At 39.4% G+C, this 13,314-nt stretch carries 11 protein-coding genes and 1 other RNA gene; 8 read left to right on the top strand and 4 right to left on the bottom strand.

Going from position 1 to position 13,314, the window contains the following annotated elements:
* The first annotated feature begins 110 nt into the window (after window positions 1-110).
* The 6 genes from IL355_RS14545 (at window position 111) to IL355_RS19250 (ending at window position 6,510) form a co-directional block, all read left to right on the top strand.
* On the top strand, window positions 111-2,168 hold the full coding sequence (locus IL355_RS14545) for a DUF349 domain-containing protein (protein WP_192462856.1): 2,058 nt from the start codon (window positions 111-113) through the stop codon (window positions 2,166-2,168).
* A 33-nt stretch (window positions 2,169-2,201) separates the two neighbouring features.
* Window positions 2,202-3,041, top strand: coding sequence for a hypothetical protein (locus IL355_RS14540; protein ID WP_192462855.1), 840 nt, complete (start codon window positions 2,202-2,204; stop codon window positions 3,039-3,041).
* Between the two features lie 124 nt (window positions 3,042-3,165).
* A complete protein-coding gene (locus IL355_RS14535; protein ID WP_192462854.1) occupies window positions 3,166-4,380 on the top strand; it encodes a sensor histidine kinase in 1,215 nt (404 codons plus the stop codon).
* Between the two features lie 37 nt (window positions 4,381-4,417).
* Complete coding sequence (locus tag IL355_RS14530) at window positions 4,418-5,203, top strand: PhzF family phenazine biosynthesis protein (protein ID WP_192462853.1); 786 nt, start codon at window positions 4,418-4,420, stop codon at window positions 5,201-5,203.
* 89 nt (window positions 5,204-5,292) lie between these two features.
* A complete protein-coding gene (locus IL355_RS14525) occupies window positions 5,293-5,808 on the top strand; it encodes a DUF3124 domain-containing protein (protein WP_192462852.1) in 516 nt (171 codons plus the stop codon).
* 303 nt (window positions 5,809-6,111) lie between these two features.
* The gene (locus IL355_RS19250) at window positions 6,112-6,510 is read left to right on the top strand and encodes a hypothetical protein (RefSeq protein ID WP_225621262.1); all 399 of its coding nucleotides are present in this window, start codon (window positions 6,112-6,114) and stop codon (window positions 6,508-6,510) included.
* A 70-nt stretch (window positions 6,511-6,580) separates the two neighbouring features.
* On the opposite strand, the gene rny is transcribed toward IL355_RS19250, so the two are convergent.
* The 4 genes from rny to IL355_RS14500 all read right to left on the bottom strand — a co-directional run bounded on the left by rny (window position 6,581) and on the right by IL355_RS14500 (window position 8,960).
* Window positions 6,581-8,149 (bottom strand): ribonuclease Y, encoded by a 1,569-nt coding sequence (rny, locus tag IL355_RS14515; RefSeq protein WP_192462851.1) that lies wholly within the window; start codon window positions 8,147-8,149, stop codon window positions 6,581-6,583.
* Window positions 8,150-8,197: 48 nt separating this feature from the next.
* Window positions 8,198-8,307, bottom strand: a non-coding RNA gene (gene ssrS, locus IL355_RS14510) — 6S RNA.
* A 55-nt stretch (window positions 8,308-8,362) separates the two neighbouring features.
* Window positions 8,363-8,659: a cell division protein ZapA gene (locus tag IL355_RS14505; protein WP_187456813.1), complete on the bottom strand. Its 297-nt coding sequence runs from the start codon at window positions 8,657-8,659 to the stop codon at window positions 8,363-8,365.
* Between the two features lie 10 nt (window positions 8,660-8,669).
* Entirely contained in the window at window positions 8,670-8,960 is a 291-nt protein-coding gene (locus tag IL355_RS14500) for a cell division protein ZapB (protein WP_187456812.1), read from the bottom strand.
* A gap of 193 nt (window positions 8,961-9,153) precedes the next feature.
* Here IL355_RS14500 and IL355_RS14495 point away from each other — a divergent pair, with 193 nt between their 5' ends.
* Window positions 9,154-10,845 (top strand): M23 family metallopeptidase, encoded by a 1,692-nt coding sequence (locus tag IL355_RS14495; RefSeq protein ID WP_192462850.1) that lies wholly within the window; start codon window positions 9,154-9,156, stop codon window positions 10,843-10,845.
* Window positions 10,846-10,851: 6 nt separating this feature from the next.
* Window positions 10,852-13,308 (top strand): TonB-dependent receptor, encoded by a 2,457-nt coding sequence (locus IL355_RS14490; protein WP_192462849.1) that lies wholly within the window; start codon window positions 10,852-10,854, stop codon window positions 13,306-13,308.
* Window positions 13,309-13,314 lie beyond the last annotated feature (6 nt).

Here is a 13,314-nt window from a genome sequence, read left to right as displayed (position 1 = left end):
TTCTGAAAATCAAACTATTTGATTTTCACCAAAGCCTTGGGAGCAAACATAGGTGACTATATTCCATACGGATTAGAAGAATGTAGGACATCTACAAAACAAGAACGATCATGTCTGAAGACAAAAAACTTCAAGAGAACACCTCAGAAAATGAAATGGAAAATACCACAGGTATTTCTGCTACGGGTGATGAAGGTGCCAAAGTTGAGGAAATTCCTGCAACTGAAGAGAATATCGCAAACGATGTAGATTCGGACTCCAAAGACGCTACAGAAGATAGTAAGGAGGAACCTATGGGAACTGCGGAAGAAAAGAATGAGGACGTTCTCAATGAAATTGATGAGAATAACGCGGAAGATGCCGAGGATAGCGATAATGAACACAGGCACACCATTCCTATATTGGACTACCACTCCATGTCCATGGAAAATTTGGTAGGAGAACTTCAGCGATTGGTCCGAAATGAAAAAGTACAGGCCTTAAAAAAACATGTAGACGGAATAAAATCTGAGTTCGATTTAAAATTTCAGGATTTTATAGATGAGAAGAAAGAAGATTTTATTTCCAATGGAGGCAATGAAATAGACTTTAGATACAATTCGGTTACCAAAAGACAGTTTAATGAAGTTTATTCGGATTATCGCGAAAAACGGAATCAATACTATAAAAATCTAGAAAAGGATTTAAAGGCCAATCTTAATAAAAGACTGGAAATAATTGAAGAACTAAAGGGGTTGGTGAACGTGGAAGAGGATATGAACACCACCTACAAAAACTTTAAGGATTTACAGGAACAATGGAGAAATGCCGGCCCTATTCCCAGAAATAACTACAATGATGTATGGCGAACTTACCAGCATCATGTGGAGATTTTCTATGATTTCCTGCATCTTAATAGAGAATTGCGCGACCTTGATTTTAAGCACAACCTAGCCGAAAAGGAAAAATTGGTACAACAGGCCGAGGCATTGGCAACGGAGCCGGACCTGAACAAGGTTTTTAGGGAATTGCAGATTCTCCATAAAATCTGGAAAGAGGATATAGGCCCTGTTGGCCAAGAACATAGAGAAGCAATTTGGGAGCGCTTTAGCAATGCTACCAAGGTACTGCACCAAAGAAGGCAGGACCATTACAAGGAACTGGACGCCCAATATGAAAAGAATTGGGAGAAGAAACAGGAAATAATCAAGTCCATTAGGCAGATAGCGGAAAATACGGCCAATAATCATAGGGGTCTACAGCAACAAATTAAAAAAGTAGAGGAGTTTCGTGAAAACTTCTTTGGGGCCGGGAAAGTTCCCAGAAATAAAAATGAAAAAACCTGGGCTTCCTTTAAAGATGCTGTAAGGTCTTTTAATCGAAATAAAAACAGCTATTATAAAAACCTCAAAAAAGACCAACAAGAAAATCTTCAGAAAAAAAGGGAGTTGTTGGATTTGGCTGTTTCATTAAAAGACAGTGAGGATTGGGATAGTACCACCCAAGAAATGAAGCGCATTCAAAGTGAATGGAAGAAAATTGGGCATGTTCCCAGAAAGTACTCAGATAAGATTTGGAAAGAGTTTAAAAACGCTTGTAACCATTATTTTGATAGGCTCCACGCCCTTAAAAATAAAGGTGCAGCAGAAGAGGAGGAAAATTATAGAAAAAAAGAGGAATGTCTTAACCGGCTTAAAACTGTCCAATTAAGCGGTGACAGGGAAAAGGACATTTTGGTACTAAAGGAGTTTATTGCCGAATGGAAAAATTACGGCAGGGTTCCGTTCAGAAAGAAAAATATAGACCAGAAATTCAATAAAATTTTGGATGCCATGTTCAAGAAATTGAAAGTAAGCAGACAAGATGCAGAATTATTGAAATACGGTAACAAAGTTCAGGAACTGGCAGATTCAGAAAATGTAAGGGCCATTCAAAATGAGCGTAGTTTTATCCGCAAAAAAATAGAGGAAATCAAAGGGGAAATCCGTCAATTGGAAAACAACCTTCAGTTTTTCTCCAATGCCAGTGAAGACAACCCCTTGGTGCAAGATGTAGTAAAAAGGGTCAATAGCCATAAAGAATCTTTAACTACCTGGAAAGCAAAACTCAAAAAGCTTAACATCATGGAAAACAGTCTTCATAGAGAGACTGAAAGCGATGACGAGTCTACTGAGGATTCCGAGGAATAAATTACCCTGAACCTATTAAAATCCCTTATGCCTATGCATTCCATTGTTAAATCATTAGTTGTTTTTGCCGTTGTTAGTTTTGGATTTCAGAATGCTCTCAAGGCCCAAGAAGATCGGTTTAACAAGGAAAAAGATTTGTTATTGGGTCACTTTGACTGTAAAACAGACGTGGATGACTTGCACACCGTAGCAGCTTTTAAAAGTTTAATGGTTCACCCGGAATATACGAGTATTAAATATCATGCGGTTGCAGGAACCTACGGAGAACAAGAAGGGTTGTACGTGACGCCCAATAGTCTTTTTAAAATGGCTTTTGGCAATAATTGGACCGATGCGCACAAGGATTTTGAAAAGGCCGTAGTAAAAGTAAAGAAGTTGGTCAAGAAAACATTGGACAACGGCGGTAGGGTATGGATAGCCGAAGCCGGTCAATCAGATTTTTCCGCAGCCCTTATGAAAGCGGTTGCCAAAGAAGATCCCCGCCTGAGCTTAAAAGATCATTTTCTTATTGTGCAGCATAGTGACTGGAATGAAAAAGTAACCAATACCCATGCGCTGGAGTATGTGCAAAACAAGGCTACCTATCATAAAATTCCCGATGGCAATGCTGTAGGAAATGGCACCCCGGGTTTTAGAAGCGAAACCTTTACAGATTGGGACCATCATATTACTAATTCAGACCTACTTAAATTATGGGAGCACGCCATTGAATTAGGACTGCAATATAATGGCGTTGACGGTAGATACAATAATGTGGCGGTTGCCAAAGGGGGAGTTGATTTCTCTGATCTATCAGAAGTTTGCTGGCTACTTGGCATAGAAAACATCAGAGACAGCAAAGAGTTTTTTAATCTTTTTCTTACAAAAAATTAAGAATACCCACAATAATCTTTCTTTCGTTTTCGTTTAAAAGGTTTAATGTTCGTAGTAAACGGACTTAAATGAAAGTTCCCCTATAATTTTCATTTAAGATTAACATCATTAAACCATTGAATAGATGATCAAACCAACTATTCCTGCAAATGAGGAAGATAGACTAAAAGCCCTTCAAAGCTTTCATATTCTTGATACTTTGGCCGAAGAAGAGTATGATGCCATAACACGGATTGCCGCGGATATCTGCGACGCTCCAATGGCTCTTGTATCCTTGGTTGATCAGCAGCGGCAATGGTTTAAATCGCATTTTGGTATCGATGCAACCGAAACGCCAAGAGATTTGGCATTTTGCGCACATGCCATTAATGACCCCAAGAACTTACTTGTAGTGCCCGATGCAAACGAAGATGAGCGCTTCTTTGACAATCCATTAGTGACTGGTGGACCCAATGTTCAATTCTATGCCGGTGCTCCCTTAAACACAAAAGATGGCTTTACCTTAGGAACGCTTTGCGTAATTGACACAAAACCAAGGGCACAGTTTACACCTAAGCAATATGAAGCCCTACAGTTTTTGGCCAATCAAGTTATGGCGCAGTTAGAACTAAGACGCCAAAACTATTTGCAACTTGTCACCAATACTGAACTTCAAGCCAAAAATGATCAATTAAAGCATTTCACCTATCGCATGGCCCATGATATGAAAACGCCTTTACACGGTATTACGTCATTGGTAGGTTTTATGAAGGAAGATTATTTGCACCTCTTAAAGAATACGGAGATTCCAGACTGGTTAGATACTATTGAGGAACGTATCTATTACATGGAATCAATGATTAGGGGAATAACTCAATACATAAAAATTACCAATGCCGAAGTTTGCTTTGAGAACTTCATTCCCCAAAAGAAGGTTGAACTAATTGCAAAGGAAATAGACCCAAAAAATAGAATTGAAATTGTTTTTGACAGTTTCGGGAAAGAAATCAATCACTCCTTCCCGGGATTTGAACAAATTTTCAGAAACCTCCTCCAAAACTCCCTCAAATTCTGTGAAGACCCTATTAAAGTTTGGATAGGATTCAAAGAGGACCAGGACTTTTATCAATTTACATTTGAGGACAATGGGGAAGGAATACCTGAAAAATATTGGCATAAGGTCTTTGTCATGTTTGAAACGCTTCACAAATCGGGCCCCAAGGACACAGGAATTGGTTTGGCAACAAGCAAAAGTATTGTAGAAAGACTTGGAGGAGTCATTACTTTAGGCCATAGACCTAATGGACAGGAGGGCGTTTATTTTCATTTTACTTTGCTAAAGGAGAATTTGTTTGCATAGGAGCTTTATGTAACTTGGCTACTTAAAGTCAGAAAACATGAAGCTAAGCCTTTTCCAAGTTGATGCTTTTACCGATAAAGTATTCGGAGGGAATCCTGCGGCAATCTGTCCATTAAAAGAGTGGTTAGAAGACCAGCTTATGCAGAAAATAGCCATGGAGATTAATTTGGCGGAAACTGCATTCTATGTTCCTAAACAAGATCACTTTGAAATTAGATGGTTTACACCTACTACTGAAGTTGACCTCTGCGGACACGCCACATTAGCTGCCGCCCAGGTTTTATTCAATTTGGAAGGGTATTCTAAAAACCAGATCAAATTTATCTCTCCAAGAAGTGGCCATTTACTCGTAGAAAAACAAGAAGATCTTTTAAGTATGAACTTCCCTGCGGACGTACTTGAGAAAATCTCACTAACGGATGACTTAATAAAATGCTTTCAGATAGAGGCAAAAGAAGCATACAAAGGAAAAACCGATCTTGTCTTGGTATTTGATTCTGAAGAAGAAATCACAGCCCTACAGCCCAAACTGGAAAACATCAAAAGGTTGAAAGCCCGTGGAGTCATTGCTACCGCAGTAGGCAGCTCCGTAGATTTTGTTTCGCGTTTTTTTGCACCTCAATCGGGGATTAATGAAGACCCGGTTACGGGCTCCGCGCATACCACTTTAACCCCTTTATGGCATCAAAAAACCGGTAAAGCCGAGTTTACCGCTAAACAACTATCCGCAAGAGGTGGGGCTTTGCAATGTTCCTTGTTGAAAAACCGAGTAGAAATGCGTGGAAAATGCCAATTATTCCTAACTGGGCACATTCATTTATAATCGTATACCAAGCCTTTTTGATTTCAGGGACCCCATATTTATAAGGTTTAAATTGGTAGATTTGAAATACCAATTTAAATCCCAATCAAATGAGAATTTTTTCGGTCGTTCTTCTGTTTTCCATATTTCTGTCCTCTTGTAATTTTGAAGAAAAAAAAGAGGTGAGCTCCATAAATCCCGAAAACTGGTCCAAAAGAAAAGTGGATGTAAGCTCTTTGGATAGTCTGGAATATGGAAAATCCTACTTATCCATCTATTCTCAAATTTATAGCCTTTCGGAGCATAAAACGCATAATCTCACGGCCATGGTTAGTATGCGAAATACCAGCGACCAAGATACTATCTATCTTTTAAAAGCCGAATATTTTGATACCCATGGGAAATTGGTTCGTACCTATTTTAACCACCCTTTGTATCTGGCGCCCATGGAAACCACCGAAATAATTATAGACGAGGTAGACGTAGAAGGGGGCACGGGTTCCAATTTTCTATTTGAGTGGAAAATTCCTTTAAATGCACCGGAGCCCCTGTTTGAAGGAGTCATGAATTCTACCGTAGGGCAACAGGGACTTTCCTTTACAACACAATCCAAAAGGATAAAGTAAATGAAAATTGTTTCATGGAATTGTAATGGTGCATTGAGGAACAAATTGCATGAATTAGTAAATCTGAAAGCGGACATATACGTTATCCAAGAATGTAAAAATCCCAGTAATCACCCTAACACTCCCTATGAATTATGGGGAGCTAACCACCTCTGGATAGGAGATTCAAAAACCAAGGGTTTAGGAATCTTCGCAAAAAAAGATATTGAAATGTTACCGCTTAACTAGCCAGACTATTACAAAGACCACCAAGTAAAGCTATTTCTTCCTTGCTTGGTTAACAACGATTTTCAATTACTAGGAGTGTGGACAAAACGAAACAAGTCCCCTAATTTTGGTTACATAGGACAGTTCTGGAAATACCTACAAATAAATCTAACTAATTTCAACAAGATTTTAATAGCCGGGGATTTTAATAGCAATAAAAAATGGGACCAATGGGATCGTTGGTGGAATCATACAGATGTTGTTCACCAACTCAAAGAAAAAGGAATTGAAAGCCTGTATCATACCTATTATCAAGAAAATCAATCAGAAGAAAGGATACCTACTTTTTACCATCATAAAAACCTTGAAAAGCCATACCACATAGATTACTTTTTTGGGGCTCCTTTTTTTCAATCTATGGAAACCTATTCAATTGGCAAACCTACTAATTGGCTACATTTAAGTGATCACATGCCGCTTATTTTAAACTTCTAAATCATCACTCAATATATATTAAAAAAAAAGACCGCAAATGCGGTCTTTTCATTTTGTACTAAGTAAATGCCTATTTAGCAACGTTCACAGAACGAGTTTCCCTGATCACGGTAACTTTCACTTGCCCCGGATAGGTCATATCCGTTTGGATTTTCTGAGAAATTTCAAACGAAAGCTGGGCCGCTTTTTCATCGTTTACTTTTTCACTTTCCACTATAACCCTAAGTTCCCTACCCGCTTGTATGGCATAGGCTTTTTGAACCCCTCCAAAACCAAAGGCTATATCCTCCAAATCCTTTAATCGTTGGATATAGGAATCCAAAACTTGTCTACGAGCACCTGGCCTGGCTCCACTAATGGCATCACAAACTTGAACAATGGGCGCAATCAAGGTTTTCATTTCTATTTCATCATGGTGGGCACCAATGGCATTGCATACGTCTGATTTTTCACCGTATTTTTCTGCCCATTGCATACCTAAGATGGCGTGAGGAGTTTCCACCTCGGCCTCGGTATTAGGAACCTTACCAATATCATGCAACAAACCGGCACGTTTGGCCAATTTGGGGTTAAGGCCCAATTCGGCTGCCATTACTCCACAAAGTTTGGCTACCTCCCTAGAGTGCTGCAATAGGTTTTGACCATAGGATGAGCGGTATTTCATTCTACCTACGGCCCTCACCAATTCTGGATGCAACCCGTGAATACCCAAATCAATAACGGCACGTTTACCTACCTCAACAATTTCCTGTTCAATCTGCTTTTCGGTTTTCTTGACAATTTCTTCAATTCTAGCAGGGTGTATCCTTCCATCTGTCACTAGCTTATGGAGTGACAACCGAGCTACTTCCCTCCTAACCGAGTCAAAACAAGAGAGTATAATTGCTTCAGGAGTATCATCTACTATAATCTCCACCCCTGTGGCAGATTCCAAAGCCCTAATATTTCGTCCTTCCCTACCTATGATCCTACCTTTAACATCATCGGATTCCAAATTAAAAACGGAAACGCAGTTCTCCACTGCTTCTTCCGTACCAATTCTTTGAATAGTGTTAATAACTATTTTCTTGGCCTCCTGCTGTGCCGTAAGTTTAGCTTCTTCCAAGGTTGCCTGGACAAAAGCCATGGCGTCCGTTTTGGCGGTTTCCTTCAGAGATTCCAGTAACTGACCTTTGGCCTCATCAGCAGAGAGCCCGGAAATGACCTCTAACTGTTGAACTTGGTTCCTATGGAGCTTATCCAGTTCTGTTTGTTTCTTCTCAAAGAATTCTTCCTTATGGTTCAACTCCTTAAGCTTGGAATCCAACTGCTGGTTCAGCTTTTTGTTTTTGGCCAATTCACTGCTTACCTGTGACTCTTTATCACGGGTACGCTTTTCGGCTTCGTTTATTTTCTTGTCCTTATTAACAATTACTTTTTCATGCTCTGCCTTGAGTTCCAAAAACTTCTCCTTGGCTTGAAAAATTTTGTCCTTTTTAATGTTTTCCCCTTCCGTTTTGGCATCCTTTAGAATGGCCTCCGCCTTGTTTTTGGCTTCGGAAAGGGTCTTGGACGCTTTTCCCTTTTCCAAAAATTTAGCTATCGCAAAGCCAATGACGATACCTACGATTGCTGCTATTATTAATGTTGCAATATCCATATACTTAATATTTAATATAAAAAAACCCACATTGGAGAAGTTTTGTACAAACTCCTAAAAACAGGTTTAGGGCTAACAGGCTGCTCAAGGATCCTTATACTAGTAAGGCCTGCTTTTACAACCTAAACTCACCCTTTTTAAACAAATTAACGTTGAGTTTGTCAAAAGATAGTACCAATGTGGGCAGTAACTTTATGCTATTTTAAAGAACGTCTACTTTACACCAAGCTTAGATGCAACCAATTGTTCCAGAGATTTTAAACGCTCCGTAGCTTCTTGGTTGTTTTCGGTTTGATCAATGCCCCGCTGTTCAATTTTAGAGGCAAACTGTAAAGCGCACATGGCCAGTACATCTTGCTTGTCCCTAACGGCGTAACTCTGTTCAAACTTTTTTGCCAATTGCTCAATATTCTTGGCCGCTTTTCGCAAGCCTTCTTCTTGGCTTGGGTCTATGGTCAAGGGATAAACTCGGTCCGCAATGGAGAGCTTTATTTTGAGCTTTTCTGACATTTTGATTTTATTATTCCGAAAGTTGGGCTATGCAATGGTCCAACTCCCTTATCAAAGCATTTATCTTAAGCTTAGCTTCTGTCTTATCTGTATTACTGCCAAACATCGAGTCTGCTAGTTTAAGTGAATTGTATTTTTCCTCCCAAAAGGAAACGGATTCCAAAACCTTTTCCCGGTCATTTTTCAGGGAATTTAGTTCTTCTTCCAATCTGGTATTTGTCTGTTGGAGCAACTCCATCTTATGCAGTAACTTGCTGATTTTGTTCTCCAAAGAGTCGACAACCTGGACCAATTCACTCATAATTTCAAACGCGATGCATTTTACACAAAGTTAACATACCTAATACTTCCTAGCAATTCTTTTTTCAAATAATGTTGAAGTAATACTTTAACAAGTTTATTTACGTTGAAACTCAGTGGACTTAGCATTTTTATGAATTTGATTTTTCAAGTTTACAATACGTTTGGCTAATTTCGTATTTCTTTAAAAGATTATGGGCAAATCTATTTTACTACTACTTTTTTGTTTTTGTATTACGGTCAACGCACAGGAAAACTATCCTAAGGACGCTTTTAGGTCGCCAATGGATATTCCTATTATACTAGCCGGTACATTTGGAGAGCTACGCTCTAACCATTTTCATTCCGGTATAGACATTAAGACCAAACAAAGGGAAGGTCTCCCCATTTACGCTATTGGCGATGGAAGTGTTACGCGAATAAAAGTCTCCCATTGGGGTTATGGCAAAGCCCTTTACATTGCACACCCAAATGGTTATACTTCAGTGTACGGACACCTTCAAAAGTTTGGGCCAGAAATTGAGGAATACATCAAAAAAGTACAGTATGATAAAAAATCATACGAGGTAGAGGTATTTCCCAAATATGGGGAACTAAAGGTTACCAAAGGTAACGTAATTGCCTACGGCGGAAATACAGGTGGCTCATCCGGCCCACACCTTCACTTTGAAATTCGCAGTAGTATTTCAGAAAAACCTACCAATCCGCTTTTGTACGGTTTTGAGGTGAGGGATGCCACCAATCCTACGTTGGAAAAAATATATGGGTATGCATTATCTGATGATGCCGTTGTGAATCAGAGTAAGGAACCTATTGAAATCAGTTTTAAAAAACAGGCAGACGGTACCTTTTTGGCCCAAAAAGTAAACGCCTCAGGAACCATTGGTTTTGGCTTTATAGGATATGACCGCCAAGATTTGGCAGCCAACCGTAATGGGGTTTATTCCGTACAGCAATTGGTAAACGGTACCACCTACACTGAATATGATTTGGAGAGTTTTTCATTTTCCGAAACACGGTTACTGAACACTTTAATTGATTACGATCGCTATGGCAGATATCGCCAAAGGGTACAAAGACTTTTCAAGGCTCCGGGAAATAAACTTAGTATTTACAATACCATCTACAATGATGGAAAAATAGATGTTAGGGAAGGACTAAGTTATCAAGTAGAACTGATTATAAAAGACTTTGAAGGTAATATTACCAAGGCGATTATTCCCGTAGAAGGTAAAAAAGAAACGGTGGTTGTTGAGAAAGATGAAGAGAAAACGGAAAATTACGTCATTGCCAAAAAACCCAATAATTATGATTTGGGTGGTGCCAAGGTGTACTTTCCGGCCAACACTTTTTATGACAATTTTTATATTGATTTAGAAAAAGGGGAAGACACGGTAACCATTCATAACAGCCGCGTAGCCGCTCATAGAAACTTCACCATCACCTTTGATGTTGAAAAATATAGTGCCGATGAACGTAACCAGATGTTCATTGCCAGATTGGATAGCAGATTAAGACCGCATCACTCCTCCACTTATAAAAGAGGAAATACCTTTACCACCCGTACCCGTAACTTGGGCACCTATACGCTAGCAAAGGATACGGTTGCCCCAACTATTAGACCTAAAAATTTTAAAGACCAAAAATGGTTAAGTAATTACCATTATCTAAGCGTTCATATTTCCGATGACCTTAGCGGCGTGGATACCTACTCCGCTACCATTAACGGCAAATGGATTTTAATGGAGTACGAACCTAAGACCAACACCTTGACCTATAATTTTGACGATGTAATTCTGGACCAAAAGGAATGCAACCTAGAAGTTATTGTTACGGACAATGTGGGTAACACCAGTACATTTAAAAGCACCTTTTTTAGAAAATAATCCCTCTTGAAGTGGCAAGCATCGGTCCTTTTATTTTTGCTGACATTTTTTGTCTCGGTTAGCTACGCCCAAAAAGCGAACCTTACAGGAATTGTTACCAACGAACTTGAGCAACCCCTAGCAGATGTATCGGTACGTGTTGATGACCAAGGTACTAGTACGGGTCCTAATGGATTTTACTTTTTGGAAGTACCGGCAGACCAATCCATAATCGTAGAATTTTCACATGTGGGATATAAGACCGTTCAACTGAACGAACTTATTCTCAACACCAATGAAACCTTTGAGTTCAACCCTGTTTTAAAAGAGAACATCACTCAAATTTCCGAAGTAACGGTAAGTTCATCGGGACGAAAAAAGATAGCGGGTATTACAACGATCGCTCCAGAAATTATTAGAAAAATACCCGGTGCCAATGCCGGTGTAGAAAACCTATTGAAACTACTGCCAGGAGTTACATCCAACAATGAATTAAGTACGCAATATAGTGTTAGAGGTGGCAATTATGATGAAAACTTGGTCTACATCAATGGCATTGAAGTTTACAGACCTTTTCTCATACGGTCTGCACAACAGGAGGGGCTTAGTTTTGTAAATAGTGATATGGTCCAAAATGTAGCGTTTTCCTCTGGCGGATTTCAGGCAAAGTATGAAGATAAATTATCCTCCGTTTTGGACATTACCTATAAAACCCCAAACGATTTTAGCGCTCAATTAGACCTTAGTTTCTTGGGTGCTTCCGCAACGGTAGAATCCACTTCAGCTAATAAAAAATTTAGTACTATCAATGGTCTGCGATACAGAAATAACAGCCTATTGGTGAACAGTACCCAAACACAAGCTAATTTCAATCCCGTTTTTATAGATTTTCAGACCTATAGTAATTATAATTTCAGCCATAAATTCCATTTAAGTTTCCTTGGCAATATCTCCGTGAACGATTACCAAAATGAGCCCTTAAGCCGTTCAACTACCTTTGGAACCATTAATGACCCAAGAACTCTGAACGTTTTCTACGAAGGGAGGGAAAACAACCAATACAACACCACTTTTGGCGCCTTAAAGGCCACTTATTTCACCAACGACCAAACCATTGTTCATTTTACAAGTTCTGTGTATCACACACAGGAAGAGGAATATAGCGATGTAATAGCAAGTTACGCTTTGTCGCCTTTGGAAATTGGCGATTCCGATGGGGCTTCTTCACCACGAGGTGTTGGCAGTCAATTTAAAAGAGCTAGAAATGATTTGGATGCCTTAATAGTGAATATTGGACATACAGGGAGTTATATTCAAGAAGAAAAGAAACTAAGTTGGGGACTAAAATTTACCCATGAAAATATAAGGGACCAAATTAGGGAATCAGAATTTTTGGACTCTTTGGGTTATTCCGTGCGGCCTCCACTGGAGGAATTTCGCAATAACCAACCCTATGAACCCTTTGAAGCCCCATTGGTACCTTTTACAGGTATTTATGCCAGAAACTACGTTAATACCAACAGGATTTCCGGTTTTATCCAATTCAGCAATAGAATTACGTTCAATTCCCATGAATTTTATTACAATGCCGGCCTACGCTCCCAAAATTGGCATGTAGGCGGTCAAGGCCTTATAAGCGCATCCCACGTCATATGGAGCCCAAGATTTCAACTGGCGTTAAAGCCTAATTGGAATAAGGATATGCTTTTTCGATTGTCCGGCGGGGTGTATCAACAACCTCCATTTTACAGGGAACTCAGAGATTTTAACGGTAACGTTCATCCTAAAACAAAAGCACAAAAATCCGTGCATTGGGTGGCCGGTAATGAATATTCCTTTACATGGTGGAACCGGCCATTTCAATTGAGTAGTGAACTGTACTACAAAGACCTATCCCAAGTAAACACCTATACGTTAGATGATGTTAGGATTAGATATGTGGCCAATAACAACGCCACTGCCTATGCATACGGTACAGACGTGAGAATACAAGGAGCATTTGTGCCAGGCACTGAATCTTGGTTGAGCCTTGGGTTTTTAAGAACAGAAGAAAATAGCGACGATCAGGGGTATATTGCCAGACCTACGGACCAACGCTTTAAATTGGGCATTCTCTACCATGATTATATTCCCCAAATACCCAATTTTAAGATGTATCTTAACTTGGTTTATAATACCGGAGTTCCTGGTGGTTCTCCCAGTTATACCGATCCCTATAATTACCAAAGCAGATTACGGGATTATAAGCGTGCCGATTTAGGAATTTCCTATATTTTTGCCGATGGCAATAAAAGTTACCCAAAAGGACATTGGTTCTTTAAATTTGAAGAGTTAAGTGCCGGATTGGAACTTTTTAATATGTTCAACATCCAAAACTCCATTACCAATACCTGGGTGAGGGACGTAGAAAGTAAAAACCAATACGCCATTCCCAATTTTATGACGGGAAGGGTATTGAACCTAAGAGTACGAATGCGTTTTTAGATAATG

The organism is Euzebyella saccharophila (genome assembly GCF_014855495.1).
In the GTDB taxonomy this organism is placed as follows: domain Bacteria; phylum Bacteroidota; class Bacteroidia; order Flavobacteriales; family Flavobacteriaceae; genus Euzebyella; species Euzebyella saccharophila.
The sequence above is the reverse complement of the archived record's forward strand: the minus strand, read 5'-3'. Positions and strand labels throughout refer to the sequence as shown.

Excerpts from the sequence above, each read along its gene's own strand:
- IL355_RS14545 (WP_192462856.1), top strand. The coding sequence starts at position 111 with ATGTCTGAAGACAAAAAACTTCAAGAGAACACCTCAGAAAATGAAATG.
- IL355_RS14540 (WP_192462855.1), top strand. The coding sequence starts at position 2,202 with ATGCATTCCATTGTTAAATCATTAGTTGTTTTTGCCGTTGTTAGTTTT.
- IL355_RS14535 (WP_192462854.1), top strand. The coding sequence starts at position 3,166 with ATGATCAAACCAACTATTCCTGCAAATGAGGAAGATAGACTAAAAGCC.
- IL355_RS14530 (WP_192462853.1), top strand. The coding sequence starts at position 4,418 with ATGAAGCTAAGCCTTTTCCAAGTTGATGCTTTTACCGATAAAGTATTC.
- IL355_RS14525 (WP_192462852.1), top strand. The coding sequence starts at position 5,293 with ATGAGAATTTTTTCGGTCGTTCTTCTGTTTTCCATATTTCTGTCCTCT.
- rny (WP_192462851.1), bottom strand. The coding sequence starts at position 8,149 with ATGGATATTGCAACATTAATAATAGCAGCAATCGTAGGTATCGTCATT.
- IL355_RS14505 (WP_187456813.1), bottom strand. The coding sequence starts at position 8,659 with ATGTCAGAAAAGCTCAAAATAAAGCTCTCCATTGCGGACCGAGTTTAT.
- IL355_RS14500 (WP_187456812.1), bottom strand. The coding sequence starts at position 8,960 with ATGAGTGAATTGGTCCAGGTTGTCGACTCTTTGGAGAACAAAATCAGC.
- IL355_RS14495 (WP_192462850.1), top strand. The coding sequence starts at position 9,154 with ATGGGCAAATCTATTTTACTACTACTTTTTTGTTTTTGTATTACGGTC.